The sequence below is a fragment of the Streptomyces sp. NPDC021749 genome (assembly GCF_040640655.1).
Lineage (GTDB): Bacteria > Actinomycetota > Actinomycetes > Streptomycetales > Streptomycetaceae > Streptomyces.
The window spans coordinates 180440-207435 of record NZ_JBFACE010000008.1 but is presented as its reverse complement, the minus strand read 5'-3'; the positions used below and the strand labels follow the sequence as shown (position 1 = coordinate 207435).

The window sequence follows — 26996 nt, the reverse complement described above, 5'->3', positions numbered from 1 at the left end:
GCGTGAGGGGTGGCGGACGAAGGCCCCGGAGGGCGCGCGTTCCGCCGTGTGCGCGCTCTCCGGAGTGCCTTCGTCAGGCGATTGCCTGAGGGGCAACCGCTCCTGTTACTTCTTCAGGTACAGCGTGTTCGGGTCGAGGTAGCTGACGTCCAGGTTGTAGCGGATGCCACCGACGTTCGAGCCGTACAGCTGGAGCACCTTGGTGTAGAAGGCCGGCGCGGCCGGGTTGACCTTCTCCACGATGTACTGGTGCAGCTTCTGCCACTCCTCGGTCGCCTTCTTGACGTCGGTGATCTGCGAGATGCGGGCGATCTCGGAGTTCACGTGCTTGTCGTTGACGTGGGAGTAGTTCGAGGCGCCGTCCTGGATCGTGGTGCCGTCGTACGACGGCGGGATCACGGTCGAGGCGTCCGGCCAGTCCTGGCCCCAGCCGGTCATGTAGATGTCGAAGCCGTTGTCGACCTTGCCCATCTGCTCGTACCAGGAGGCCGCGTCGACCTCCTTCTTCTGCACGTTGAAGCCGGCCTTGGTCAGCGCGTCCTCGATGGCGACGGCTTCCTTCTGACGCGACTCGGTGTTGGAGTACGCGTAGACGAGCTTCATGCCCGTCTTGCCGGCCTCCTTGAGGAGCTTCTTGGCCTTCTCCGGCTCGCCGTTGGGGTGCGACAGCTTGCCGTAGGGGTCGTAGCCCTTCTTGTAGCCCGCCACGGTCGGGGCGAGCAGACCGCCGGCGATCTCACCGCCGTAGCTGCCGCCGTTGAGGCGGACCAGCTGCTGGTCCGGCAGCGCGTAGGTGATGGCGTCACGGATCCGCTTGTCCTTGAGGCGGTCCATGTTGAAGTTCATCTGCCAGACGTAGGGCTGGTAGCCCTGCACCAGGCGCTTGCTGGCGCTGGCGTTGTTCAGCACGTCCTTGGTCAGCGTGGGGTCCACCGCGTTGGTGAAGCTCACCGCGTTCTTGGCCTCACCCTGGTCGGCCATCAGGCGCTTGGTGGAGTCCGAGGCCTGGTGGTTGAAGGTGATGTTGTAGCCGTCCGGGTACGCGGTGCGCATCGGGTCCGTCTTCGGGTCCCAGTTCTTGTTGCGCACCAGCTGCATCGACTTGCCGGACTTGAACGACGCGATCTTGTACGGGCCCGCGCACACCGGCGCCACGTCGTAGGCGTCCTTGGTGTCCTTCGCGCTGTCCGGGACCACGCTGTAGCCGGGCATCGTCAGCGCGTACGGCAGCTGCGACTGCGGCTTCTTGAAGTGGAAGATGACGGTCTTGTCGTCCGGGGTGTCCAGGACGCTCTTGGGCAGGTGGTCGCCCTTGTACGGACCGTCCGGCAGCGCCTTGCGGTAGGTGGTGCCGGCGCCCGACAGCCAGGTCTGGACGTAGGTCGGGCCGTCGGTGATGAACTTGGCGTACAGCCGCTCTATGGAGTGCCGGATGTCCTTCGAGGTGATCGGCTTGCCGTCCTCGAACTTGATGCCGTCCTTGAGCGTGTACTTCCAGGTCTTGCCGCCGTCGGACATCTGGCCGGCGTCGGTGGCGAGGTCACCGACGACCTTGGCGTTGCCCTTGTCGTCCTGCTTGAAGGCGGTCAGACCGCGGAAGATCAGCTGCGACAGCGCCTTCATGTCGCTGACGTACATCTGACCCGGGTCCAGGTGGTTGTAGCTGTCACGCTGGTACACGCGGATGGTGCCACCGCGGTGCGCGCCCTTGACGGCGACGGCCGGACCGGTGGAGTCGGCGGCGGTGCCCATCGGGATGACCTTGGCCTGGGCCGCGGCGTCCGCGTCGGTCTGCGCCTTGTCCTTGTTGTTGTTGCTGCCGCCGCTGCAACCGGTGAGCGCGAGCGATCCGGCCGCGAGGGCCACGACCACCGCGCGTGCTCTGCGCGTAGAAAGTGCGTTCATGAGGTTCCAAGCACCTGCCTGTCAGTTGGGGTCCAGATGTTGCTGTCTCAGACATCCGGGGCTGGGCCCGGCAGGTGGGGGTGACAGCAAGCCCCCCTCAAGTGGACGATCAGCGCCCGGACTTGGGGTCGAAGGCGTCGCGTACCGAGTCTCCGAGGAGGTTGAAGCACAGCACGAAGATCAGCATGGCCGCGGCGGGGAAGAGCAGGAAGGTCGGGTCGTTCTCGTAGAAGTGGGCGCCGGCCTGGAACAGGCGGCCCCAGTCGGGCGTGGGCTCCATGATGCCGACGCCCAGGAAGGACAGACCCGCCTCCGCGGTGACGAACAGGGGGAGCATGTAGGTGCTCTGCACCAGCACGGGCGTGACGACGTTCGGCAGGAGCTCCTTGCGGATGATCCGCCAGGGCGAGGCGCCGGTGATCTTCGCGGCCTCGACGAACTCCCGCTCGCGCAGGGAGAGCACCTGCCCGCGGAGCAGCCGGGCCAGACCCATCCAGCCCAGGAACCACTGGACGATGATCAGCGCGCAGACCCGGACGTAGGTCGGCGTCTCGTCGCCCGGCGGGACGAAGAGCGCCACCACGACCGGCATGAAGGCCACGAAGGTCAGCTGGCTCGGAAACGCCAGCAGGAAGTCGATCACCCGGCTCAGGAAGTAGTCCGTCCTGCCGCCCATGTAACCGGCCGTCACACCGACGACGATGCCGGTGATCACGGTCAGGATCGTCACCACGACGGAGATGCCCAGCGACATCCGCATGCCGTAGATCAGCATCATGAAGACGTCCCGGCCGAGCTGCGGTTCGACGCCGAACCAGTGCTCGGGGGAGATGCCGCCGTTCGGGCCCGCCGGGTAGGCGAACTCATCGAGGAGGTTCGGGTCCTCGTTGCCGTAGAGGGTGTACGGGTCCTTGCCGTACAGTGCGCCGATCACCGGGGCCAGGGCCGCGATGACGAAGAAGGCGAGTACGACGATCGCGCAGATCACGCCGGTGCGGTCGCGCTTGAAGCGCGTCCACATCAATTGGCCGGGGGAACGGCCGACGAGCTCACCGCCCTTGCCCTTCTTTTCCTTCTTCAGGCCGCCGGATCCAAGCCCTGGGGTGTCGGACCTGTCAGCGGCGGTCTGGGATGGACTAGTCATCGCGAAGTGCCCCCGCGCCGAGTTCTCTTGGAACGTGAAGCGGTGTCGATTCGCACCGCTGGATGAGCGGACTTTCGCAAGTGATTTATGGCGGAGTCAAGGGGATCGGGTGTGCTCGCGAACAGGTCGTCTACTTCTTGAGCGAAGATTGCGCAGATCGACGCCAGGGCGTGCTTGACAGGTGGGCGTGATATGCGGCATGGGGGACATATCACCACCAACTGCTTTAACGTGAAGGCAACTTCACTGTCGCAACACCGATATACGGACGCGCCATGATGAACAACGTACGGCCGTGCGGGTGCCGTGGACCGGCCGGGACGCCAGACGGCGGCCCGGCCGGTTGTCGTTTCGGGGGGTTTGTCCGCGCGTGGTGGCGGCCCGTCCCGACGCCTCGCGCCGATGGCGCCCCCGCACCTCGTCCCGGTCTGTTGTGCCCGCGCCGGGAGTGGAGTAGATCTGCGGTGGACGCCGCGTCCCCGCGGCGCCCGAGGCCACCCGGCACATCGACACGGACGGGGGACGGGCCGTGTCCACGAAGCGGGACAGCTTTCTCACCAACGGCATGCGCCGCACCGCCACTTGGCTCTGCCTGCTGCTCGCGTCGTCCGGCGCCGGCTGGATCGTCCGGGACCTCGTCGTCGCTGCCGGACCGGGTACGGACCTGTGGCGGCACTGGTCCGGCGCGGCCCTCCGCCCGGGCCGCGACACCGTCTGGGCCACCTCGGCCCTGGACCCGCTGCTGGTGCTCGGCGCGCTCGGTGCCGCGGCGGTCGTACGGCGCCGGGCCGCCGCCCCGGCCGTGGCCGCCGGCGCCCTGTGCTCCCTCGCGGCCGGTGTCGTCCTGCTGCGGCTGCCGGTGCTGTGGACACCGGCCGCGGCCCGGCTGCCCGGCCCGGACGACGGGCTGCTGACATGGACGTGGGCGACCGCCGCGGCCCAGTTCGTGGCGGCGGCGCTGCTGCGTGGGGTGGCGGCCGGCGCGGTCCGGCGGCACGGGCGCCCGGGCCGGTCCGGCGGACGCCGTGCCGACGCCCTGCCCGAGGTGGCGTCCTCGGCGTACGGGGTCGTGTACGCGGTGCGGTACGGGGCGGACGCCGGCCCGGCGGGCCGGCCGTACAAGGGGCCGGCGGTCGTGGCCGGCGTCCTCCTGGGCGCCGCCGGACTGGCCCTGACGGCCCGGGAGATCCACCACTGGGTACGGCTCGGCGGCGAGGCGTACGGCAGGCGGCTGGTCGGCGGGGCGGGGACCGTGCGGGCCCTGCTGGAGCCCCCGGCCGACTGGGAGACGGCGGTCCTGGCACTGCTGGCGCTGGCCGCCGCGACGGCCGCGTTCCGCCGGGCGGCCTCGGCCCGGCCCGCGGCGGCCGCCGCGGGGGCCCTGCTGGCCGTGCACGGCGCGGTGGCGCTCGCCCTCGCCGTGCGCTCGGGTGCGTTCGGACGGCTGGCGGTCCTGCCGGCCGGCGCCCAACTCGGGCTCGCCACGGCTGCCTTGGCGGCGACCGCCGGCCCGCTCGTACTGATCGCCGCGGCCCGGCCCGGCCTACCGCCCCGTCCCGCCGACCCGGATGAGGTACGCGCCTACGGCTCCGCCCCGGGCGAGGCCCGGCCACCGCACGCCCCGCCCCCGCCGACCACGCTCCCGCCGGGCTGGTGACCACGTTCTCGCCGGGCTGGTGACCACGGATTGGTGACCAGGGGCTGGTGACCACGGGCGCACGGGCTTGCGGCCACGGGGTGGGGCGGGCTGGTGATCACGGAGCGGCGATCACGGGGCCGGGCGGGAGAGGGCGGGGTGGGCTGGGCTGGGCTGGGCCCTTACGGGGTGGTCGAACAGATCCCGTAGGGGATGCGTGCCCCCCTTCGGGGCCACAACGGGCCGGGGGCGGGGGGCTATTCCCTCAGGGCCGCATCCCCAGCGACCGCTTGAGGAAGTCCACCTGAAGCAACAGCAGGTTTTCGGTCACCTGTTCCTGGGGCGTCATATGCGTCACGCCGGACAGCGGCAGGACCTCGTGCGGGCGGCCGGCGGCCAGCAGGGCCGAGGACAGCCGCAGCGAGTGGGCCACGACCACGTTGTCGTCCGCCAGGCCGTGCACGATCAGCATCGGACGGTGCGGCTCCCGCGCCCCGGCCAGCCCCTCGTCCGTGACCAGCGAGTTCTCCGCGTAGACCGCCGGCTCCTCGTCCGGGTGGCCGAGGTACCGCTCCTGGTAGTGGGTGTCGTACAGCCGGAGGTCGGTCACCGGGGCGCCGACCACCGCGGCATGGAAGACATCGGGCCGGCGCAGCGCGGCCAGCCCCGCCAGATAGCCGCCGAAGGACCAGCCGCGGATCGCCACCCGGCCGAGGTCCAGGGGAAAGGATCCGGCCAGCGCCTGGAGTGCGTGCACCTGGTCGTCCAGGGTGATCTCGGCGAGCCGCCGGGAGACCGCCTTCTCCCAGGCGGGGGAGCGGCCCGGGGTGCCCCGGCCGTCCGCGACGATCACCGCGAACCCCTGGTCGGCGAACCACTGCGAGGTCAGATGCGCGTTGTGCGCGGCGACCACCCGCTGGCCGTGCGGACCGCCGTACGGGTCCAGCAGCACCGGCAGCGGACCGTCGCCCTCCGCGTAGCCGTCGGGCAGCAGCACCGCGCACGGGATCTCCCGGTCCCCGGCCAGGACCAGCCGGGGCCGGGCGGTGAGCGAGGGCTCCTCGGCGTACGAGCCGATCGTGGCGAGGGTCTTCTCCCCGCCGTCCGGGTCCAGCCGGACCACGTCCACCTGGGTGCCGGGACGCTCCAGCGAGGTCTGGGAGAGGACGGTCAGCGCGCCGCCGCGCACCGCGGAGGACACCGTCGGATACGGCCGGTCGCCCACCCGCTCCCAGCCGCCCTGGTCGCCGCTGCCGCGGAACCAGGCGCGGTAGACGCCGATGTCGTGCATGTCCGTGCCGCTCGCGGAGAACAGCACGTCCTCCTCGCCGATGTCCAGCACCGCCCGTACGTGCAGCGGCGCCCCGGTCAGCGGCCGGTCGCCGACGAACAGCTTGCGCGCGCCCCCCTCGTCGGCGATCCGCACCAGCCGGCCGTCCGGCGTCCAGGCCGGAACCCCGGGGAACGGCTCGACCCACGCCTCGTCCTCGTCCTCGTGCACCGTCCGGGTCGCACCGGTCGCGGTGTCGACCGTCAGGTAGCGCTGGTCGCGCTGGTCCCGGGCCTGGACGAGGAGCAGCGGCGGGCCGGCCGCGGACCAGTGGACGCGGGCGAGATAGGGATAGCGTCCGCGGTCCCAGTCGATGTCGGTGCGCGAGCCGTCCAGGCCGAACAGGGTCAGCGAGACCTCGGCGTTGGCGGTGCCGGCGGCCGGGTACGCGATCCGGGCGGGCTCGCGGTCCGGGTGCGCCGGGTCGGAGATCCACCAGCGCCGCACCGGCGCCTCGTCCACCCGCGCGGCCAGCACCGCGTCGCTGTCCGGGGACCACCAGAAGCCCCGGTAACGCCCCATCTCCTCGGCCGCGATGAACTCCGCCAGGCCCCAGGTCACCTCGGGCCCGTCGGGCTCGGCCAGCACCCGGTCCGCCGCCCCGCCGCCGTCCGCCGTGGTCTCGCCGTCCACCGGGACCACCCGCAGCCGGCCCTCCGCCACGAAGGCGACGTGCCGCCCGTCCGGGGACGGCCGCGGGTCCACCACCGGGCCGGGCACCGGGAGTTCGCGGGTGGTGCCGGCCCGCAGCTCGGAGACGAAGAGCCGGCCCGAGAGCGGGAACGCCGCCAACTCCACGGCGGCGTCCGTGGCATAGCCCACGATGCCCGCCGAACTCTCCCGGCTGCGCTCGCGGCGGGCCCGCTCCTGCGGGGAGAGGTCCTCCTCGGCACCGGCCAGCAGGGCCTGCGGATCGGCGGCGGTGAACTCCCGCCCCTCGTCCAGGTCCAGCACCCACAGCTGCTGGCTGCGCTCGGTGCCCGAAGGGGAACGGAGGAAGACGATCCGCGCGGCGTCGGGGGAGACGGTGTAACTGCGCGGGGCGCCCAGGGTGAAGCGCTGCGTACGGGCGTACTGCCGCGGGAACGAAGGCTGTCCGGTCATGGGGCCGAGCCTAGGCGAGGTGCCCCGGGATCGGGCCCGTTCGTGAGCGAGGGGATGGCCCGGCTCACCGCGGTCGCGCTCGTGAAGATCGTGTGCGCCCCCGCTCTGCTTCCGTGCTCCGACTTATGCGCTTGGACGGAAAGTTATGATCCCTTGCGCGTAGTGGGTACGGGGTAAAGAGCCCTTGGCATACCCCGGTGTACGGTCCGCGGCGGCGCTCCGTGCACCATCAACTCTGTTCGGGTCGTGGATACTTGGAGGTGAGCCGCCGTGGCACTCTCGATTTCGGCGGTGGTGCTGCTGGCGATCATCGTCTTCTTGCTCGTCAAGAAGGCCGGGCTGAAGGCCGTGCATGCCTTCGTCTGTATGTTGCTGGGCTTCTATCTGGCCAGCTCGTCCATCGCTCCGTCGGTCAAGCAGCTGACGACGAACGTCGCCAGCATGATCGGCGGCATCAAGTTCTGAGCAGCGGGTCCTGAGCGGCGGCGCGTCCGTACCCGGGCGGCGGCACGTCCGGACCCGAGCGCGGGGTGAGGGTGTCGGTGGCGGCTCGTAGGCTTGTCCGCATGACCGCCCACCCTCCCTCCGCCCGCCGTCTCCTGCTGGTCCACGCCCATCCGGACGACGAGTCGATCAACAACGGCGTGACCATGGCCAAGTACGCGGCCGAGGGCGCGCTGGTCACCCTCGTCACCTGCACGCGCGGCGAGGAGGGCGAGGTGATCCCGCCCGAGCTCGCGCACCTCGCGCCGGACCGGGACGGCGGCCTCGGCCCGTACCGCGTCGGTGAGCTGGCCGCCGCCATGGCCGAGCTCGGCGTCACCGACCACCGCTTCCTCGGCGCGCCGGGACGGTACCGCGACTCCGGCATGATGGGCGCCCCGCAGAACGACCGGCCCGACTCCTTCTGGCAGGCCCCGCTCGACGCGGCGGCCGCCGACCTGGTGGCCGTCATCCGTGAGGTCCGGCCGCAGGTCCTGGTCACCTATGACCCGAACGGCGGATACGGCCACCCCGACCACATCAAGGCGCACCGCGTGGCCATGCGCGGCGCCGAGCTGGCCGCGCGCGCGGATTTCCGGCCGGAGCTGGGCGGCGCGTATGCGATCGGGAAGATTTACTGGAACTGCAACCCCCGTTCCGTGGTCGAGGAGGGCTTCGCACGGCTGCGCGCGGCCGGGCACGGCTTCCCCGGCGTGGCCACCGTCGACGACGTGCCGGGGGTGGTGCCGGACTCCGAGGTGACCGCCTCGATCTCCGGCGACCCGGCGTACGCCGCGGCCAAGGCCGCGGCGATGCGCGCCCATTACACCCAGATCGCGGTCGACGGGCCGTTCTTCGCGCTCTCCAACGACTTGGGGCAGCCGCTGTTCGGCACGGAGCACTATCGGCTGGTGCACGGCGTTCCGGGAGTGGCGGCCGGGGACCGTGAGGACGACCTCTTCGCGGGTATCGGCGAAATGGCGGGTATGGAGGAGAGTGCCCGGATTGAGGAGGCGGCGGAATGAGCACGGCGAAGGGCGGCAACGGCGGCGCGGCCGCTGACGGCGGCAAGGGTGGCGCGGGCAAGGGGCAGCGGTCCCGTGCGGCGTCCGGCGGCGGGTCCGGCGCCCGCCCGCGGTCCGGCGCACCCGCCGCACCCGCGGCCGGACCGGCACCGCTCACCGGCGGCCGGATCGGCATATACGTACTGCTTCTGGTCGCCGGTGTGCTGGTGGCGCTGGCCGGGACGCTGGTGCAAGCCGCCTGGTTCCCGGGCGGATTGGTGCTGGCGCTGGCGGCCGTCGGCGGCCTCTTCTACGGCGGCACCCGGGCGAGCGGCACCACCGCCGGCGCGCTGGTGCCCGGCGCGGCCTGGCTGGTGACGGTGTTCCTGCTGCTGAGCGACGTCCGGCCGGAAGGCGACTTCCTCTTCGGCCCGGGCGCCGGCTCCTACGTCTTCCTGCTGGGCGGCATCCTGGTGGCTGTGATCTGTGCCACCGCGGCCCAGATGCGCACGATGGGCGCCCGCCCCGGCCGAGTTGGCGGATGACATGGTGCATACCAGGACGAATGCCGCGCGGGTCCGGGCGAGTGGCCCCGGTGCAGGGGGTTCGCCCATGGCGGCGGTGTTCGTCGGCTCCCCGGGTGTCCGCCCGCGGCGGACAGTATGGTGGTGCGCGCCGTCGCGCCGCCCTGGGGGCACCCTCCGGTCCTGAGGCCGGGGATCATCTCTGACGAGCGGCGGAGCGCCAACCGGGAGAACCTGCTTTGAGTCGTGAATCTGACAGTTCGTCCTCCGGCCCGCGGGGCCGTGGCGGAGCCGCGTACCCGTCAGGGACGCCGCCGTACGGCTCGCCCAGGGGAGACGCCGACGAGGCCCTGGCGCCCGGTGCCGCGGCGCAGCCGGAGGAGCCCAAGACCGAGACCACGCTGACGACGCGGATCAAGATCAACATTCCGGGCTCCCGCCCGATCCCGCCGGTCGTCGTGCGCAAGCCCGTCGGTGAGGAGTCCGGCATGAACGCATCGGCAGGGTCCGGCGGTTCCCGCGGCGCCCCGCGCCCGGCGCGCGGTGCCGAGCGCGGCGCCGAACGCACCGGCAGCACCCCCCGCCCGGAGGCCGCCGCGGGCGACGCCACCACGGGCGGCCGCGGCGAGAAGACCAGCGACTGGTTCGCGCCGCGCAAGCCGCAGGCCGGTACGTCTCAGGGGGCCGGCTCGTCGTCGAGCACCGGCTCGCACCCCGCGCCGCCCGCCCCGGGCGGTACGACCCCGCCGCGCGGCCCGTCGGGCACCGGCGCGCCCCAGCGCCCCGACCTGCCGTACTTCTCCGACGGCCCGGCGGCGCAGGGCGGCGGCTCGCCGTTCGACGAGGGCGCCCGGCCCGGTGGCGGCTCGCCGTTCGACGGCGGGCAGCAGGACGCCGCTTCGCCCTTCGACGGCGCCCCGCGGGACACCGGTTCGCCGTTCGACGGCGCGGCGCACGGCGGCGCCTCGCCGTTCGACGCGCCCCCCGGCGTGGCCCGGGACCACAGCCCGTTCGACTCCCCGGCGGCCGGCCCGAACGGACCCACCACGGGCCCGGCCAAGGGCACCTCGTCGCTCAACCTCCCGCCCGGCTTCAGTGACCCGGCGTCCGGCCCGGGTCCGAAGATCGACGACACCGCCGAACTCACCCCGCAGGCCCCCGGACCGCTGACCGGCCCGGGCAGCGGCGTCGGCGCCGGCGGCATTTCGGGCGGTCTGCCCGGCTCGCAGGCCGGCCCGGTGCCCGGCGGCCCGAAGAGCGGCCCCCGGAGCGGGGCGCCCGGCCGTCGCGACCGGGTGTCCGGCGACACCCTGGTCAGCGGCATCCCGGCGGTCCCCGGGGCGGACGGTCCGTCGGCCCCCTCGCCGTTCGCCGCCGGACCCGGCGAGGGCGGCGGCGCCCCCAAGCCGCGGCCCAAGATCCCCGAGCCGATCAACCCGCCCAAGAAGGGCCGCAACAAGCTGGTCCTGGCGGGCGTCGCGGTCGTCGTCCTGGCCGGCGTCGCCTACGGTGCGGGTCTGCTGCTCGACCACGCCGACGTGCCCAACGGCACCACCGCGCTCGGCGTGAACATCGGCGGCACCACCAAGGAAGACGCCGTCAAGAAGCTGGAGGCGGCGCTCAAGGACCGCCGCACCGCGCCGCTCAAGCTCACCGTCGACGGCAAGGCCGAGACCCTGCTGCCGGCCAAGGCGGGCCTGGACGTCGACCCGCAGGCGACGGTCCGCAACGCGGCCGGCCGGGACTACAACCCGGTCTCCGTCATCGGCTCGCTGTTCGGCGTCGACCGGACGGCCAAGCCCGCCATGGTCGTCGACGACGAGAAGCTGGCGGTCGCGCTGGAGAACATCGCCGGGCCCGGGGGCGCCGCCGAGGACGGCGGGATCACCTTCGAGAACGGCAAGGCGGTGCCGCACTACGGCGTCCCGCACAAGGCGATCGACGTCAAGGCGTCCCGCCAGAAGGTCGCCGACGCCTACCGCGAGCGGGTCACCAACGGCACCGACACCCCCGTGGTCCTCGCCGCCGGCACCCAGCAGCCGCGGGTGAGCAAGGCCGCGGTGGACCGGGCGATGAAGCAGTACGCCGAGCCCGCCATGTCCGGCCTGGTGACGGTCCGTACGGGCGCCCACGCGGTCTCGTTCAGCCCGCAGAAGTCCATCCCGAAGTTCCTGTCGTTCAAGATCGGCAGCAACGGCGAGCTGGTGCCGTACTACGACCGGACCGCCCTGAAGGAGCTCTACGGCGACACCTTCAACGGCGTCCTGCTCACCAAGGGCGACGGCTCGAAGAAGCCGGTCACCGTCGAGGAGGTGGCCAGCGCGGTCGCCAAGGCGCTGCTCGGCCGCACCCCCGCCGAGCGGGTCCAGACCATCGGCGCGGACGGCTGACGGCGGACCGGACCAGCCCGGCCGGCCACCGGCCCGAGGCCCCCTGGAGGCACTCCCGGCACACCACTCCGGGAGAACCCCTAGGGGGCCTCCCCCATGACAGATGTCATCCCGGAGTACGGACGTCCGACACTGCCGGGCACCGGGGCGCGACCGGGAGGCTGGCACCATGAAGACGACAGCGACCAGCACGGTCACCGCCCAGGAGGCGGGCCGGACACCGGTGGTCAGCTTCCGTCAGGTCAGCAAGAGCTACGGCGCGGTGCGCGCGGTCGCCGACCTGAACCTGGAGCTGCACCCCGGCGAGACCGTCGCCCTCCTCGGCCCCAACGGCGCCGGCAAATCCTCCACCCTCGACCTGCTGCTCGGCCTGCGCAGCGCGGACGCCGGCACGGTGACCCTTTTCGGCACGACCCCCCAGCGCGCCATCGAGCAGGGCCGGGTCGGCGCCGTGCTGCAGAGCGGCGGCCTGATGGAGGGCGTGAAGGTCCGCGAGCTGGTGAAGCTGGCCCGCGATCTGCACCCGCACGGCTATCCGCTCGACGAGGTCCTCGCCACCGCCGGCATCACCGAGATCGCCGACCGCATGGTCGACAAGCTCTCCGGCGGCCAGGAGCAGCGGGTCCGCTTCGCGCTCGCCACCGCCGGCGCCAACGACCTGATCGTCCTGGACGAGCCGACCACCGGCATGGACGTCTCGGCCCGGCAGACCTTCTGGGGCACGATGCGCGAGCAGGCCCGGCAGGGCCGTACGGTGCTGTTCGCCACCCACTACCTCGAAGAGGCCGACGCGATCGCCGACCGGGTGATCGTGCTGCACCGCGGCCGGGTGCTGGCCGACGGCACCGCCGCCGAGATCAAGGCCCGGGCCGGCGCCCGCCGGGTCACCTTCGACCTCGACGAGCCGGTCGACCGCGCCGCGCTGGACGCCCTGCCGTACCTGACCTCCCTGGAGGTCTCCGGGCGCACCGTCCGGATCCAGTCCCAGGACGCCGACGCCACCGTGCACGCCGTCTACCGCCTCGGCCTCTACCCGCACCACCTCGAAGTCTCCGGCCTCGGGCTGGAGCAGGCCTTCATCGCCCTCACCACCGCGTCCGACCGGAGCCCCGCCACCGCCGAGGAGGCGGCCCGATGACCACCCTGATCAAGCTGGAGATCGTCCGCGCGCTGCGCAACAAGAAGTTCATGTTCTTCTCGGTGATCTACCCGCCGGCGCTGTACCTGATCATCGCCGGCGGCGCGGACCGCACCCCGCTCCCCGGCATGAAGCTGGACATGGGGCTGTACTTCATGGTGTCCATGGCAGCATTCGGTGCCATGACCGCCGTGCTGCTGGGCAACAGCGAGCGCATCGCCAAGGAACGCGAGAACGGATGGGTGCGGCAACTGCGGCTGACCGCCCTGCCGGGCCGCGGCTACGTCGCCGCCAAGATGGGCGCCGCCGCGACCGTCAGCCTGCCGTCGATCGTGCTGGTCATGCTCGTCGCCGCGGTCGTCAAGGGCGTCCGGCTGGAAGCCTGGCAGTGGCTGGCGATCGCCGCCGGCACCTGGCTCGGCAGCTTCGTCTTCGCCGCGCTGGGCGTCGCCATCGGCTACCTGGCCACCGGCGACGCGGTCCGCCCGATCGCCATGCTGATCTACTTCGGCCTGGCGTTCCTCGGCGGTCTGTGGATGCCGCTGACGCTCCTGCCGCAGTGGGTGCAGGACGTCGCCGAATGGCTGCCCAGCCACGCGTACGCGGCGCTCGGCACCGCCGTCGAGGCCGGCGGCGCGCCGCACCTGAAGGACATCGCCGTCCTCGCCGGCTACCTGGTGCTGTTCGCCGGCGGCGCGGCCTGGCTGTACCGCAAGGACACCCGGAAGGCGTGACGCCGGTGGAGAAGAAGAGCGAACCCGAGGACTACAACCCGATCCGGATCGGGCAGGAGCCCCGCAGCCGCCGCCAGGCCCTCAGCAAGACCGCGTGGACCTCCCTCTGGCTGCTGTACCTGGCCGGGCCGGTGGGCCAGCTCCTCCAGCCCGGTGTGTCCACCGGCCAGCGGATCTGGGGCTTCCTCGGGCTCGCCCTCTTCGTCCTCACCTACTTCGCCCTGGTCTTCCGCCACATGTGGCGCACCCTCACCCGCCAGGTGACGTACGCGGCACTGGCCGTCCTGCTGGCGCTGTCCCTCGCCCTCTCCTGCACGATGGACTTCTCCTGGCTGGTGCTGTTCATCTTCACCAGCGTGGCCAGCGGCGTGGTCCTGTCCTGGCAGCAGTCCCGCTGGGCCATCCCGCTGGTCACCGCGCTGCTCCTCGCCGTCGGCTGGCACTACCCGGAAATCCGCGACTACTACCTCTTCGCCTACGGCCTGCCCGCCCTGGGCTGCGGCTTCATGATGGTCGGCGTGCAGCACCTGATCCGTACGACCCAGGAGCTGCGCGCCGCCCGCCAGGAGGTGGCCCGGCTCGCCGCCAACGACGAGCGGCTGCGGCTCGCCCGCGATCTGCACGACCTCCTCGGCCACTCGCTCTCCCTGATCACGCTCAAGAGCGAGCTGGCCGGCCGGATGCTGCCGGACCGCCCGGACGACGCCGCCCGCCAGGTGGCCGACATCGAACGGGTCAGCCGGCAGGCGCTGGTCGACGTACGGGAGGCGGTCACCGGCTACCGCCGCCCCCGGATCACCGTCGAGCTGGCCGGCGCCCGGGCCGCGCTGCGCACCGCCGGCATCACCGCCGCCGTCGACCCGGCGCTGGACGACGAGCAGCGGGACCTCTCCGCCGACGAGGAGGGCGCCCTGGCCTGGGCACTGCGCGAGGCCGTCACCAACGTCGTCCGGCACAGCGGTGCCCGCCGCTGCGAGCTGCTGCTGACCGAGGAGTGGGAGGCCGACGAACGCCGCTACCTGTGCCTGTCGGTCATCGACGACGGCATCGGGCCGCCGCGCGGCAGCGGCCACGACGGCAACGGCCTGACCGGGCTGCGCGAGCGCCTGGCGCGGGCCGACGGCCGTCTGGAGACCGGCCCCGCCCCGCGCGGCCGCGGCTTCGCCCTGCGCGCCTCCGTACCCCTGGCCGCCCCGGCCCCCGCGCCGCCCGCCGCCGGGACCCTCCCGGAGCGGCTGCCGGGCCAGGCGTAGCCCCGGCCGTACGCCGGCCCCGGGCGGTTGCGCCCGGCCCTAAGCTGACCGGCATGATCAGAGTGCTGCTGGCCGAGGACCAGTCGATGGTCCGGGAGGCGCTGGCCGCGCTGCTGTCGCTGGAGGCGGACCTGGAGGTCGCCGCACAGGCGGCGCGCGGCGACGAGGTGGTGGCCACCGCGCGGGCGCACGACGTGGACGTCGCCCTGCTGGACATCGAGATGCCGGGCCTCAGCGGCCTGGACGCGGCGGCCGCGCTGCGCCGCGAGCTGCCCGGCGTGAAGATCGTCATCCTCACCACCTTCGGCCGCCCCGGCTACCTGCGCCGCGCCATGGAGGCCGGCGCGGACGCCTTCCTGGTCAAGGACGCCCCGGCGGCCCGGCTCGCGGACGCGGTGCGCCGGGTGCTGCGCGGCGAGCGGGTCATCGACCCGGCGCTGGCGGCCGCCGCGCTGGCCGACGGCGCCAGCCCGCTCACCGCCCGCGAACGGGAGGTGCTGCGGACCGCCGCGGACGGCTCCACCAACGCCGAGATCGCCGCCGCCCTCCACCTCTCCCAGGGCACGGTCCGCAACTACCTCTCCACCGCCATCCAGAAGACCGGCGCCCGCAACCGCGCCGAGGCGGTCCGCACGGCCCGCGACAAGGGCTGGCTGTAGTCACCCGCGGCGCCCGCGGCCCCGCGGGCCCGGCCGGCGCAACCGGGACCTTCGCCCCGGTGCGGCCGCGCGCACCGTCCCGCAGGCTTGAAGTGTGATGCCCCTCAGCCGCGTCCCGGAGGGCGGCCCCCGCACCACCGCGGCGCTGATCCTCGTGATCGTCGGCGTCACGGTGCTGGACGCGGTCGACCTCGGCCCCGAGCTGCACCAGTCCGCCTTCCTGGGCATCGCGCCGCTGTACGCCGCACTGCGCTGCTCCCTCCGGCGGACCGTCCTGGTGGCGGCCGTCTACCTGCTGTGCCTGCTGTACGTGGACCTTTTCACCGTCGCCGACTGGGCCCCGGTCAGCCGGATCACCGCGGTCTTCGGGGCCTGCCTGGCGGCGGCCTTCTCCGTGATGCTGTGCCGCGTCCGCCTCCAACGGGAGGCGCTGTACGCCCGGACGAGCCTGGTGGCCGACACCGTGCAGCGGGCCATGCTCCGCGAACTGCCGCTGCGCGCCGGCCCCGTCGAGGCGTACGGCTTCTACGTCTCCGCCCAGGAAGGCGCCCGGGTCGGCGGCGACATCTACGAGGCCGTCGACACCCCGCACGGGCTGCGGCTGATGATCGGCGACGTCCAGGGCAAGGGCATGCCGGCCATCGGCGCCGGACTGGAGGTGCTGGCGGCGTTCCGGGAGGCCGCGCACTACCACGACGCCCTGGAGACGGTGGCCGACCGGATGGAGCAGGCGCTGGCCCGCTACAACGCCCGCTCGGCCGAGCAGGGCGCCGACGAACGGTTCGTCACCGCGCTGCTGGTGGAGGTACGGGACGGCGGGGCCGGGCCGCCGCAGGGCCGGGTGCTGTCCTGCGGCCACATCCCGTACTACCTGATCCGGAACGGTGCGGTGTACGAGCGCCGGGACGGCGAGGGCGGACTGCCGCTGGGCCTGGGCCCGCTCGGCGGCGAACCACGGCGCGGCGTACCGGTCCGCCCGGAACCCGGCGACCGGATCGTGCTGTGCACGGACGGGGTGACCGAGGCGCGCGGCCCGGACGGCATCTTCTACCCGCTGGGCGAGCGGCTGGCGGGCTGGACCCGGCTGGAGCCGCCCGAGCTGGCCCGCACCCTCCGGGCCGACCTGGAGGGCTTCACCGGCGGCGACCTCAAGGACGACGCCACGGTCCTGGTCGTCGGCCGCCGGGCCGCCGCCCCTCAGTTGAGCATGGCGCGGGCCGCCGCGGCCTGACGGCGGATCGCCTCCGCGCCGGCCGGGTCGACCGCCGCCACCACCTCGGCGTACTCCGTCAGCTCCGCCGCGCCTTCGAGGAACTGCCCGCGCCGGACCAGGAGTTGGGCCCGTTCATGGCGCAGGCGCGCGGGATGGCTGGGCAGCAGCAGCGCCAGGTCCAGCGCCCACAGCTGCACCGCACTGTGCTCGGGACGGGCCTCGGCCCAGGCCCGGATGTTGTTGAGCACCCGCAGCACGATCTCCAGCGGGTCGGCCGGGGACGTCATCGGCCGGGTCAGCTGCCCGCCGGTCGCCCCCGCGACCAGCAGCGCGGCGTCCTCGTCGGTGAGCGGCCGGCCGCCGGCGAACGGATCGGCGAGCACATGCGCCCCGGCCGGATCGCCGAAGCCGACCACGAAATGTCCCGGCAGCGCCACCCCGTACACCGGTGCGCCGGCCCGCCGGGCGACCTCCATCCACACCACCGACAGCAGGATCGGCAGCCCGCGGCGGCGCCGCAGCACCTCGTGCAGCAGCGAGGACTCCAGCCGCCGGTAGTCGGCGGGCGTGCCGCCGAAGCCGCAGCGGGTACCGAGCAGCTCGGCCAGGTTGCGGGCCCAGGCCCCCGGGCCGCCCGCCGGGTGGTACGGCAGCAGCCCGGCCAGCCGGTCCAGCTCGATCTGGGCCGCGTCCATGCCCGCCTCGTCCAGCCCGGGATCGGCCTCGGCCGCGACCAGCAGGCAGAGCAGGGACAGGTCGGGCCGCTCCTCGCGGGCGGCGGCGGCGAACCGGCGGCGCCGCGCGGCCCGCGCGTCCGGCTCCGGCCCGGGTTCCTCATCAGGCGTACGGGGTGCCATAGGTGACCGATACCCGTTCAGCGCCCGCCGGGCAGGGCCCGGCGGTAGTGGTAGCCGTGGTGGTCGGTGAAGCCGAGCCGCTCGTAGAGCGCCAGCGCGGCCGCGTTGTCCGCCTCGACCTGGAGGTACGCCGCGGAGGCGCCCTCGTCCAGCGCCCGCCCGGCGAGCGCCGCCATGACCAGCGAGGCCAGCCCCTGCCGCCGCTCGTCCGGCGCCACCTCGATCGCCGCGAACCCCGCCCAGCGCCCGTCCACGACCAGCCGCCCGATGGCCGCGGTCCCGCCGTCCGCGCCCCGTACCGTCGCGAACCACACCGACGGACCGCCGGTCAGCACCTTCAGCGCCGTCGCGGTCGGGCCGCCGGCGTCGCCGGTCCGGTTGTAGAGGGCCAGCCACGCCTCGCCGGGCTCGCGGGACAGGGTGACGCGGGAGAGGTCCGCGTCGGTGTCGGCCAGCGGGGCCAGCGCCGAGATCAGGACCCGGGTGTGCCGTTCGCCTTCCCAGCCGCGCCGCTCCAGCTCGGCGGCGAGCGCCTCGTCGGTGTCCGCGCGCCCGGTGGCGACCACGATCACCGGCGGCAGGCCGCGCGCCGCGTACCACTGCGCGATCCGCTCCAGCGCGGTGTCCAGCGGAACCCCGGGGTCCCCGATCGGCAGCACGGAATTGCCCCGCCGCGTGAAGCCCACCCGTCGCCCGGCCGCCACCTCTCCAGGACGGACTTCGCCCGGCACCTCCTGAACGCTCGCCCGCAGCGTCCACTCCCCGAGACGCTCGGTCTCGGTGGCGGGCCAGCCGCGCGCCGCGACCTCCTGGAGCTCGCGTGCGGAGGCGGCGGGCACCTTTCTCCGTGGCCGGGCCGCGGGCACGACCTTGGCGGCGACCAGCGAGGACTCCGCGATCCGTACGCACTCGCCGGAGCGGCGTGTGATGCTCAGCACACCCCCGTCCCACGATGTGAGCACCCCGACCGCGTCCGTGAAGGCCGGACCCCCCTCCCGGTCCCCCGTGAGGCGCCGGACGGATACCCTTTTGCCCACGTCAGCACGGGTGATCTGGACTTCCGCGCGACCGCCGGCCAGGAATTCCATCGCTCAAACCGCCCCTCTTGTTCGTCTCGTGCCCGGGAACGGAGATACTAGGTGGCGGGCATCGACGACGCCGCGCTCCCGCGCGCCCTGCGGCGGTACCGCCAATCGGTCCGCCGGCCCTAACGAGGAGGAACGACAGCGTGACCTACGTCATCGCGCAGCCTTGTGTCGACGTCAAGGACAAGGCGTGCATCGAGGAGTGCCCGGTCGACTGCATCTACGAGGGCTCCCGGTCCTTGTACATCCACCCGGACGAATGCGTCGACTGTGGCGCCTGTGAGCCGGTCTGCCCGGTTGAGGCCATCTTCTACGAGGACGACACCCCGGAGGAGTGGAAGGACTACTACAAGGCGAACGTCGAGTTCTTCGACGAGCTGGGCTCGCCCGGTGGCGCCAGCAAGCTCGGCCTGATCGAGCGCGACCACCCCTTCATCGCAGCGCTGCCGCCGCAGAACCAGTAACCGACCGGACCGGAGGGGAGCCCCGCGGCTTCCCCTCCCCGGAGTCATCAGCGGCCGCACGGCGCCGCCTCGGTCCCGTACGGCCCGATCGCCTTGATCGCCGCCGTACGGGACCGAGGCGTTTGCCGCACCGAGGAAAGTGAGCCACCCCGTGTCCGCAGTCTCCGCCCGGCTTCCGGTCTTCCCCTGGGACAAGCTGGAGCCGTACAAGAAGACGGCCGCCGCGCACCCCGACGGGATCGTCGACCTCTCCGTCGGCACCCCGGTCGACCCGGTCCCCGAGCTGATCCAGAAGGCGCTGATCGACGCCGCGGACTCCCCGGGCTATCCGACGGTCTGGGGCACCCCGGCGCTGCGCGACGCGATCACCGGCTGGCTGGAGCGCCGTCTGGGCGCCCGCGGGGTCACCCACCACCACGTCCTGCCGATCGTCGGCTCCAAGGAACTGGTGGCCTGGCTGCCCACCCAGCTGGGCCTCGGCCCCGGCGACAAGGTGGCCCACCCCCGCCTGGCCTACCCGACGTACGAGGTCGGCGCCCGCCTGGCCCGCGCCGACCACGAGGTCTACGACGACCCGCGCGACCTGGACCCGGCGAACCTCAAGCTGCTCTGGCTGAACTCGCCGTCGAACCCGACCGGCAAGGTCCTCTCCAAGGACGAGCTGACCGGCATCGTCGCCTGGGCCCGCAAGCACGGCGTGCTCCTGGTCTCCGACGAGTGCTACCTCGAACTGGGCTGGGAGGCCGACCCGGTCTCGGTCCTGCACCCGGACGTCAACGGCGGCTCGTACGAGGGCCTGGTCGCGGTCCACTCGCTCTCCAAGCGCTCCAACCTGGCGGGCTACCGCGCCGCCTTCCTGGCCGGCGACCCGGCCGTCCTCGGCCCGCTGCTGGAGATCCGCAAGCACGGCGGCATGATGACCTCGGCGCCCACCCAGGCCGCGGTGGTGGCGGCGCTCGGCGACGACACGCACGTCCGGGAACAGCGCGAGCGCTACGCGGCCCGCCGCACGGCCCTGCGCGAGGCGCTGCTCCACCACGGCTTCCGCATCGAGCACAGCGAGGCGTCGCTCTACCTGTGGGCGACCCGCGACGAGCCCTGCTGGGACACCGTCGGGGCCCTCGCCGAGCGCGGCATCCTGGTCGCTCCCGGGGAGTTCTACGGCGCCGCGGGCGAGCGGTTCGTACGGATCGCGTTCACGGCCACCGACGAGCGGGTGGCCGCCGCGGTGCGCCGCCTGGCGGGGTGAACCGCGCCGGCTGACGCCACGCGCGCAGGGGCCCGGGGAGAGCACTCTCCCCGGGCCCCTGCGCGTCGTCGTACGTCGTTACGCCTGGCCGCCGAGCGGCAGCCCGCCGAGCAGCCCGGTGGCCTTCCCGACCAGCGCCTGGGGCGAGCCGAGCAGACCGCCGGCCGCCTTGCGCGGCAGCGACTCGGTCGAGACGCCTTCCTTCGCGACCGGGCGCACCACCTTCTCGGCCTTGTCCGTCGCGCCCTTGGTGAGCGGCATGGCCTTCTTGACGACCGGGCCCGCGGTCTCGACCAGCGCCGGGGCGAGCTTCGTCGCCGCCTTGTTGCCGGCCTCGTTCAGCACGCCGACGCCGTGGTGCGCGGCGCGGTCGAGGGTGTCGCCCGTCTTGTGGGAGTCCAGGGGCGCCGTGAGTCCGCCGACCAGGTCGGGTGCCTTCACGGGCAGGTTCGCGGCGCTCGCGGAACCGGCCGCAGCGATCACGGGAGCGGCGCCTGCTGCGACGAGCAGGGCGGCTCGGGCGATCCGACGCGTAACGGGGAGGGACATGGTGCTCCTTTTACGGAGAAGGACTCGGACTTCTGACAGATGTGGTGTGCCATGTCCGCCGGGCGGACGCACTGACTACCGCGTCAGGCCCCCGAAGGTTGCGGTGAACTCCGGTAAAGAGTTGGTAACGCATCGCATAATCGGGCGTGTGGAAAGAAGGGCGATATGGACGCGCACCCGCGGATGCGGAAACGTCACGGCCCTTGGCCCGCAGGGGAATTGACGGAAAGCGCACTCGCCCGGACGCCAACTCGCGCCATTTCCCGGGGAATTGCCGTAGGCACGCACCCGGGAACCCTTCCGGGCGATATCGCAAACTACTGCGCGGTGATGATACGAACCTCGCGCCCGTCCGCCGCGGAATCACCCGGCCGGTTCTGCCAGCCCTTCCCCGAATCGTCCGCCGTCCACGTCCGGCCGGCGTAAGAGATCTGTTCGATACGCAGCTCCGCGGAGTGCGCCATCGCCCAGGTCGCCAGCTCCCAGCCGCGCCGGGCGCCCTCCGAACCCGGGCCGCCGCCCTGCCCCACCGGCACCGTCACCCCGCGGTTGCCGCCCGCGCCGCGGCCCGCGGCGGAGTCCGTCCGCGGCAGCACCCCGGCCCCGAACTCCCGCACCAGCTTCTGCCGCACGTCCGCGGCGCCGCCCGCCCGGCTGTCCTCCGGCCGGCTCTCGGTGCAGGTCATCGCGCCCGCGTCGCGCCCGGTCAGCGCGCCGGTCAGCCGGGCGGCGTTCGCCTCGTGCTTCGCGTACGCCTGCGGATAGCCGCTGCGCTGCACCTTCTGCGCGGCGACGGTCAGCGGCAGCCGGGAGTAGCCCGGCACCTTCGCCAGATGCCGGTAGAACTCCCCGGCCGAATAGACCGGGTCCATGATCTGCCGCACCGTGCCCCAGTCCTGGGACGGCCGCTGCTGGAAGAGCCCGACCGAGTCCCGGTCGCCGAACTCGATGTTGCGCAGCCCGGACTCCTGCATCGCGGTCGCCAGCGCGATGGTCACCGCACGCTCGGGCAGCCCCCGCGAGGACGCCACCGCCGAGATCGTCGCGGCGTTCGCGGCCTGCTCCGGCGACAGCTCGTACGCCTCCTCGTCACCCTCGGCGCGGACCGTGCAGTGCGGCGCGCCGGGACCGCCGGTGATGTACTGCACCAGGAGGTAGCCGGCCAGCCCGAGCAGTACGGCGAAGGCTGCGGTGAAACGCCACAGGCGGCTGCGGCGGACGGCGAAGGCGGGACGGGCGGACACGAGCCCACCGTACTGGAGTGCTGCCGATAGGGTCGGAACCATGGAGCGCTCCACACACCCCCCGGTCCTCGACCTGTCGCTCGACGCCGCCGCGCTCACCGCGCAGCTGGTCGACATCCCCTCCGAGAGCGGCAACGAGAAGGACCTCGCCGACGCGGTCGAGAACGCCCTGCGCGCCCTGCCGCACCTGACCGTCGACCGGTACGGCAACAACGTCGTGGCCCGTACGCAGCTGGGCCGCGACGAGCGGGTGGTGCTCGCCGGACACCTCGACACCGTGCCGATCGCACAGAACGTCCCGTCGCGGCTCGACGAGGACGGCGTCCTGTGGGGCTGCGGCACCTGCGACATGAAGTCCGGCGTCGCCGTCCAGCTGCGGATGGCCGCCACCGTCCCCGAGCCCAACCGGGACCTCACCTTCGTCTTCTACGACAACGAAGAGGTCGCCGCGCACCTCAACGGCCTCGGGCACGTCGCCGACGCCCACCCCGAGTGGCTCGCCGGTGACTTCGCCGTCCTCCTGGAGCCCTCCGACGCCCAGGTGGAGGGCGGCTGCCAGGGCACCCTGCGGGTCCTGCTGCGCACCACCGGGGAGCGCGCGCACTCCGCCCGCAGCTGGATGGGCGCCAACGCGATCCACGCCGCCGCCCCGATCCTGGCCAAGCTCGCCGCCTACGAGCCGCGCCGGCCGGTGATCGACGGCCTCGAATACCGCGAGGGCCTCAACGCCGTCCGCATCGAGGGCGGCGTCGCGGGCAACGTCGTCCCCGACGCCTGCACGGTCACGGTCAACTTCCGCTACGCGCCGGACCGGACCCCGGAGGAGGCGATCGCCCACGTCCGCGAGGTCTTCGCGGACTGCCCGGTCGACGAGTTCGTCGTGGACGACCACTCCCCGGGCGCGCTGCCCGGGCTGTCGCACCCCGCGGCCAAGGCCTTCATGGCGGCCGTCGGCGGCACCGCGATGCCCAAGTTCGGCTGGACCGACGTCTCCCGTTTCAGCGCCCTGGGCGTCCCGGCCGTCAACTACGGGCCGGGCTATTCGCTGCTGGCGCACAAGAAGGACGAACGGGTCGAGACCGAGCGCATCCTGCACTGTGAGGAGCGGCTGCGCGCCTGGCTCACCGCCTGAAGGACGTGCACCACACCCCTCGGGACCGGTCGCCGATCCCTGGCGGACCAGCGGAATTCCCCTGCGCTTCAGCCCGTCGGATCTACGCTGAAACGGCAAACGATCGTCAGCGGAGGGAGCATGTCATGGCCAGTCCCGAGGGAGCACCGGCCCCCGGTGAGCAGCGGCTGGGTCGCGTTCTGCGCCGCCACGACCAGGTGCAGGCCGGCACCACGGACCAGCGGCTGCTGGACTCCGCAGGCCCCTCCGAGTGGGTGCACACCGATCCCTGGCGTGTGATGCGCATCCAGTCGGAGTTCGTCGAGGGCTTCGGCGCGCTGGCCGAGCTGGGCCCGGCCGTCAGCGTCTTCGGATCGGCCCGTACGCCGCGCGACTCCAAGGAGTACGAGACCGGCGTGCGGATCGGGCGGGCGCTGGTGGAGGCCGGTTTCGGAGTGATCACCGGCGGCGGTCCGGGCGCCATGGAGGCGGCCAACAAGGGCGCCCACGAGGCCGGTGGCACCTCCGTCGGACTGGGCATCGAGCTGCCCTTCGAGCAGGGCATGAACCCGTACGTGAACCTCGGTGTCGACTTCCGGTACTTCTTCGTCCGCAAGACGTGTTTTGTGAAGTACGCCCGGGGGTTCGTGGTGCTGCCCGGCGGGCTGGGCACCCTCGACGAGCTCTTCGAGGCGCTCACCCTGGTCCAGACCCGCAAGGTGACCCGCTTCCCGATCGTGCTGTTCGGCACCGCCTACTGGGCCGGCCTGGTCGACTGGCTGCGCGACACCCTGATCGCCCAGGGCAAGGCGTCGATGCACGACCTGGAGCTGTTCCACCTCAGCGACGACGTGGACGAGGCGATCACGCTGGTGACCAAGGAGGTCGGCGGCATCCAGCCCTGACCGGGCCGGATTCAGCCGGTGCCTCCCCTGTTGCGGCCTGCTCGGGGAGGCACTTCTCCAGGTCTCTAGGCCAGGCCCCGGCGGGCGACCGCCGGGGGCCGGTGGCCGGCGATCGAGGAGACCATGTCGAGGATCTGGCGGGTCTCGGCGACCTCGTGGACGCGGTAGACCTGGGCGCCCAGCCAGGCCGAAACGGCCGTGGTCGCGAGGGTGCCCAGCAGCCGCTCCTTGACCGGCCGGTCGAGCGTCTCGCCGACGAAGTCCTTGTTGGACAGCGAGACCAGCACGGGCCAGCCGGTGGCGGTCATCTCGTCCAGCCGGCGGGTCGCCTCCAGGCTGTGCCGGGTGTTCTTGCCGAAGTCGTGCCCCGGGTCGATCAGGATCGCGTCCCGCCGCACGCCCAACTCCACGGCCCGCTCCGCCAGTCCGAGCGTGACCTGGAGGATGTCGGCCATCACGTCGTCGTAGGCCACCCGGTGCGGGCGGGTGCGCGGCTCGACCCCGCCGGCGTGGGTGCACACCAGGCCGACGCCGTACCGCGCCGCCACCTCGGCCAGCAGCGGATCGACCCCGCCCCAGGCGTCGTTGAGCAGGTCCGCGCCGGCCTCGCAGACCGCCTCGCCGACCTCGTGCCGCCAGGTGTCGACGCTGATCACCACATCGGGGAAGCGCTGGCGCACCTCGGCCACGAAACCGACCGTCCGGCGGGCCTCCTCCTCGGCGCTGACCTCCTCGCCGGGCCCCGCCTTGACCCCGCCGATGTCGATGATCGCGGCGCCCTCGGCGACCGCCTGCTCCACCCGGGCCAGCGCGGGCTCGTCACGGAAGGTGGCGCCCTGGTCGTAGAAGGAGTCCGGAGTCCGGTTGACGATCGCCATGATCACCCGCTCGTCCGGTCCGAACTCGCGATTACCCAGCCGCAGCATTCCCTGACTTCCTCTCCGTGGTCCGGGAGCGACCCTAACTGTCGGACCCGCATGGCACGATCGGAGCAGGCACAAGTCCGGGGAGTTGGTCGTGTTCTGGTTCTTGCTGATCGCGATGGTCGTGGTGGTCGCCGCGGTCACGCTCGTGGTCGTCGGCGGTGACGGCGGTGGCCTGCGGGACGCCGAGCCGGACCGGCTGTCCGACCCGCTGCCCGTGGACCGCCCGCTGGGCCGTGGCGACGTGGACGCCGTCCGGCTGCCGGTGACCGTGCGCGGCTACCGCATGGACGACGTCGACGGCGTCCTGGACCGGCTGGGCGCCGAGCTGGCCGAGAGGGACGCCCGGATCGCCGAGCTGGAGGCCGCGCTGGCCGGGGCGCACGCCGCGGCGATGGGCGGCCCGGGGCTCATACAGGACGGCCCGGCCGCGGCCGGACCGGTGCCGGAGAAGCGGCCGGGGGCCGGCGGCGGCCGTTCCGGGGACGCGGACGGGACCGGTCCGGCCGGCGGCCCGGAAGAGGGGGAGGGCCGATGAGCGGTGTGGTGACGGAGCCGGACGGGATCCCGCGCTGCCCGTGGGGCATGGAGTCCGCGCAGATGGCGGACTACCGCGCCTACCACGACACGGAATGGGGCCTGCCGGTCCACGGCGACGACGCGCTCTTCGAGCGGATGAGCCTGGAGGCGTTCCAGTCCGGCCTCTCGTGGATCACGATCCTGCGGCGCCGCCCCGGGTTCCGCGCCGCGTTCGCCGGGTTCCGGGTCGCCGAGGTGGCGCGGTTCACCGAGGCGGACGCCGAGCGGCTGCTCGCCGACCCCGGCATCATCCGCAACCGCGCCAAGATCGCCGCGACGATCAACAACGCCAAGGTCGCCGCCGCGCTGGCCCCCGGCGAGCTCGACGAGCTGATCTGGTCCTACGCCCCCGACCGGGCCGGCCGTCCGGTGCCGCGCACGGTGCGCGAGGTGCAGCCGGTGACCCCGGAGTCCACCGCGCTGGCCAAGGACCTCAAGAAGCGCGGCTTCCGCTTCGTCGGCCCGACCACGGCCTACGCGATGATGCAGGCCTGCGGCCTGGTCAACGACCATCTGGCGGACTGCCACGTCCGGGCGGCGGTGGAGGCGGCGGCCGGTTGACCCGGCCCGGCCGGCGGGCGGCCCGGTGCGTGTAGCGCCCCGCCCGGCCCGGCCGGCCGGCGGCGGTCAGCGGCCGAGGAAGACCGGCTTCTCCTTCTTCACGAACGCCTCGACCGCGATGTGGTGGTCCTCCGACGCCCCGGCCCGGCCCTGCAGCTCGTCCTCCTTGCCGAGGGTCTCGACGAGGGAGTGCCCCGCCCCGTAGGCCAGCGACTCCTTGATCGCGGCGTACGCGGCGGTCGGCCCCTGGGCCAGCCGGCGGGCCACCGCCGCGGCCTCCTCGGCCAGCTCGGCGGCGGGTACGACCTTGTTGGCGATGCCCAGTTCGTACGCCTCCTGGGCGCTGATCGACCGCGGGAAGAGCAGCAGGTCGGCGGCGCGGCCGTGGCCGATCAGCCGGGGCAGGGTCCAGGACATCCCGGAGTCGGCGGTCAGCGCGACGCCCGCGAAGGAGGTGTTGAAGGAGGCGGTGTCGGCGACGACGCGGTAGTCCGCGGCCAGTGCGAAGCCCGCACCGGCGCCCGCGGCGACCCCGTTGACCCCGGCGACCACCGGCTTCGCCATCCCGGCCAGCGCGGTCACGATCGGGTTGTAGTGCTCACGCACGGTGCTCATGGTGCCGCCGGAGCCGGTGGCCCGGTCCTCGGCCAGCAGCCCGATGTGCTCCTTGAGGTCCTGGCCGACGCAGAACGCCCGCCCGGTGGCGGTCAACAGCACCGCGCGCACGGCGGGATCGCCCGCGGCCTCCTGGAGGACGTCCCGCAGCGCGACCTTGGCCTCGACGTTCAGCGCGTTCATCGCGTCGGGTCGGTTGAGGGTGATCGTCGCGAGTCCGTCGGTCACGTCGTAGAGCACGGTGTCGGCCATAGTTGGGAGTCCCCTCCGTAGCGGCTCGGCACTGCCTGGTGGCGGCAGTCAGCGCTCAGGATGCCGGAGATCATCGGCCGTTCGC

The 26996-nt window shown here is 73.0% G+C and carries 25 protein-coding genes; 16 read left to right on the top strand and 9 right to left on the bottom strand.

Going from position 1 to position 26996, the window contains the following annotated elements:
* Positions 1-105 precede the first annotated feature (105 nt).
* Both AB0G35_RS11045 and AB0G35_RS11040 read right to left on the bottom strand, forming a co-directional pair.
* Positions 106-1905, bottom strand: coding sequence for an ABC transporter substrate-binding protein (locus AB0G35_RS11045; protein WP_360947047.1), 1800 nt, complete (start codon positions 1903-1905; stop codon positions 106-108).
* Positions 1906-2014: 109 nt separating this feature from the next.
* On the bottom strand, positions 2015-3049 hold the full coding sequence (locus AB0G35_RS11040; RefSeq protein ID WP_360947045.1) for an ABC transporter permease: 1035 nt from the start codon (positions 3047-3049) through the stop codon (positions 2015-2017).
* 529 nt (positions 3050-3578) lie between these two features.
* Between AB0G35_RS11040 and AB0G35_RS11035 the strand changes: the two genes are divergently transcribed.
* On the top strand, positions 3579-4706 hold the full coding sequence (locus AB0G35_RS11035) for a hypothetical protein (protein WP_360947043.1): 1128 nt from the start codon (positions 3579-3581) through the stop codon (positions 4704-4706).
* 244 nt (positions 4707-4950) lie between these two features.
* On the opposite strand, the gene AB0G35_RS11030 is transcribed toward AB0G35_RS11035, so the two are convergent.
* A complete protein-coding gene (locus AB0G35_RS11030) occupies positions 4951-7119 on the bottom strand; it encodes a prolyl oligopeptidase family serine peptidase (RefSeq protein ID WP_360947041.1) in 2169 nt (722 codons plus the stop codon).
* 270 nt (positions 7120-7389) lie between these two features.
* Between AB0G35_RS11030 and AB0G35_RS11025 the strand changes: the two genes are divergently transcribed.
* The 9 genes from AB0G35_RS11025 (at position 7390) to AB0G35_RS10985 (ending at position 16535) form a co-directional block, all read left to right on the top strand.
* A complete protein-coding gene (locus AB0G35_RS11025; RefSeq protein WP_360947039.1) occupies positions 7390-7584 on the top strand; it encodes a hypothetical protein in 195 nt (64 codons plus the stop codon).
* Between the two features lie 101 nt (positions 7585-7685).
* On the top strand, positions 7686-8627 hold the full coding sequence (mshB, locus tag AB0G35_RS11020; protein ID WP_360947037.1) for an N-acetyl-1-D-myo-inositol-2-amino-2-deoxy-alpha-D-glucopyranoside deacetylase: 942 nt from the start codon (positions 7686-7688) through the stop codon (positions 8625-8627).
* A complete protein-coding gene (locus tag AB0G35_RS11015) occupies positions 8624-9151 on the top strand; it encodes a DUF6113 family protein (RefSeq protein ID WP_360947035.1) in 528 nt (175 codons plus the stop codon). The genes mshB and AB0G35_RS11015 overlap by 4 nt, the downstream gene beginning before the upstream one ends.
* Before the next feature lie 218 nt (positions 9152-9369).
* Positions 9370-11520 carry a hypothetical protein gene (locus AB0G35_RS11010; RefSeq protein WP_360947033.1) on the top strand — a complete coding sequence of 717 codons (2151 nt, stop codon included), beginning with the start codon at positions 9370-9372 and terminating at the stop codon, positions 11518-11520.
* 169 nt (positions 11521-11689) lie between these two features.
* Entirely contained in the window at positions 11690-12658 is a 969-nt protein-coding gene (locus AB0G35_RS11005; protein ID WP_360947031.1) for an ABC transporter ATP-binding protein, read from the top strand.
* A complete protein-coding gene (locus AB0G35_RS11000) occupies positions 12655-13392 on the top strand; it encodes an ABC transporter permease (RefSeq protein WP_360947029.1) in 738 nt (245 codons plus the stop codon). The genes AB0G35_RS11005 and AB0G35_RS11000 overlap by 4 nt, the downstream gene beginning before the upstream one ends.
* Positions 13389-14645 carry a sensor histidine kinase gene (locus tag AB0G35_RS10995; RefSeq protein WP_360947027.1) on the top strand — a complete coding sequence of 419 codons (1257 nt, stop codon included), beginning with the start codon at positions 13389-13391 and terminating at the stop codon, positions 14643-14645. Before AB0G35_RS11000 ends, AB0G35_RS10995 begins: the two co-directional genes overlap by 4 nt.
* 53 nt (positions 14646-14698) lie before the next feature.
* Positions 14699-15304: a response regulator transcription factor gene (locus tag AB0G35_RS10990; protein ID WP_360947025.1), complete on the top strand. Its 606-nt coding sequence runs from the start codon at positions 14699-14701 to the stop codon at positions 15302-15304.
* A 97-nt stretch (positions 15305-15401) separates the two neighbouring features.
* Positions 15402-16535, top strand: a complete 1134-nt coding sequence (locus AB0G35_RS10985) for a PP2C family protein-serine/threonine phosphatase (RefSeq protein ID WP_360947023.1) — start codon at positions 15402-15404, stop codon at positions 16533-16535.
* Here AB0G35_RS10985 and AB0G35_RS10980 read toward each other — a convergent pair.
* Together AB0G35_RS10980 and AB0G35_RS10975 are read right to left on the bottom strand one after the other, a co-directional pair.
* Positions 16502-17374, bottom strand: coding sequence for a transglutaminase-like domain-containing protein (locus AB0G35_RS10980; protein ID WP_360947021.1), 873 nt, complete (start codon positions 17372-17374; stop codon positions 16502-16504). The two genes, AB0G35_RS10985 and AB0G35_RS10980, sit on opposite strands and share 34 nt — an antisense overlap.
* A gap of 17 nt (positions 17375-17391) precedes the next feature.
* Positions 17392-18462, bottom strand: a complete 1071-nt coding sequence (locus AB0G35_RS10975; protein ID WP_360947019.1) for a GNAT family N-acetyltransferase — start codon at positions 18460-18462, stop codon at positions 17392-17394.
* A gap of 140 nt (positions 18463-18602) precedes the next feature.
* Here AB0G35_RS10975 and fdxA point away from each other — a divergent pair, with 140 nt between their 5' ends.
* The gene (gene fdxA / locus AB0G35_RS10970) at positions 18603-18923 is read left to right on the top strand and encodes a ferredoxin (RefSeq protein ID WP_018089397.1); all 321 of its coding nucleotides are present in this window, start codon (positions 18603-18605) and stop codon (positions 18921-18923) included.
* 151 nt (positions 18924-19074) lie between these two features.
* A complete protein-coding gene (locus AB0G35_RS10965) occupies positions 19075-20172 on the top strand; it encodes a bifunctional succinyldiaminopimelate transaminase/glutamate-prephenate aminotransferase (protein ID WP_360947017.1) in 1098 nt (365 codons plus the stop codon).
* A gap of 78 nt (positions 20173-20250) precedes the next feature.
* Here AB0G35_RS10965 and AB0G35_RS10960 read toward each other — a convergent pair whose 3' ends face one another.
* Positions 20251-20721 (bottom strand): ATP-binding protein, encoded by a 471-nt coding sequence (locus tag AB0G35_RS10960; RefSeq protein WP_360947015.1) that lies wholly within the window; start codon positions 20719-20721, stop codon positions 20251-20253.
* Between the two features lie 317 nt (positions 20722-21038).
* Positions 21039-21965, bottom strand: a complete 927-nt coding sequence (locus AB0G35_RS10955; protein WP_360947013.1) for a heavy metal transporter — start codon at positions 21963-21965, stop codon at positions 21039-21041.
* Between the two features lie 40 nt (positions 21966-22005).
* On the opposite strand from AB0G35_RS10955, the gene dapE reads away from it, so the two are divergent.
* Both dapE and AB0G35_RS10945 read left to right on the top strand, forming a co-directional pair.
* The gene (gene dapE / locus AB0G35_RS10950) at positions 22006-23097 is read left to right on the top strand and encodes a succinyl-diaminopimelate desuccinylase (protein WP_360947011.1); all 1092 of its coding nucleotides are present in this window, start codon (positions 22006-22008) and stop codon (positions 23095-23097) included.
* A gap of 125 nt (positions 23098-23222) precedes the next feature.
* The gene (locus AB0G35_RS10945) at positions 23223-23981 is read left to right on the top strand and encodes a TIGR00730 family Rossman fold protein (protein WP_360947009.1); all 759 of its coding nucleotides are present in this window, start codon (positions 23223-23225) and stop codon (positions 23979-23981) included.
* Between the two features lie 65 nt (positions 23982-24046).
* Here the strand turns inward: AB0G35_RS10945 and folP are convergent, their stop codons facing one another.
* Positions 24047-24907 carry a dihydropteroate synthase gene (gene folP / locus AB0G35_RS10940; protein ID WP_360947007.1) on the bottom strand — a complete coding sequence of 287 codons (861 nt, stop codon included), beginning with the start codon at positions 24905-24907 and terminating at the stop codon, positions 24047-24049.
* Between the two features lie 91 nt (positions 24908-24998).
* Between folP and AB0G35_RS10935 the strand changes: the two genes are divergently transcribed.
* Both AB0G35_RS10935 and AB0G35_RS10930 read left to right on the top strand, forming a co-directional pair.
* Positions 24999-25442: a DivIVA domain-containing protein gene (locus AB0G35_RS10935; RefSeq protein ID WP_360947005.1), complete on the top strand. Its 444-nt coding sequence runs from the start codon at positions 24999-25001 to the stop codon at positions 25440-25442.
* Positions 25439-26044 (top strand): DNA-3-methyladenine glycosylase I, encoded by a 606-nt coding sequence (locus AB0G35_RS10930; protein WP_360947003.1) that lies wholly within the window; start codon positions 25439-25441, stop codon positions 26042-26044. The genes AB0G35_RS10935 and AB0G35_RS10930 overlap by 4 nt, the downstream gene beginning before the upstream one ends.
* Positions 26045-26110: 66 nt before the next feature.
* Here the strand turns inward: AB0G35_RS10930 and AB0G35_RS10925 are convergent, their stop codons facing one another.
* Positions 26111-26911: an enoyl-CoA hydratase-related protein gene (locus tag AB0G35_RS10925; protein WP_360947001.1), complete on the bottom strand. Its 801-nt coding sequence runs from the start codon at positions 26909-26911 to the stop codon at positions 26111-26113.
* Between the last annotated feature and the right edge of the window lie 85 nt (positions 26912-26996).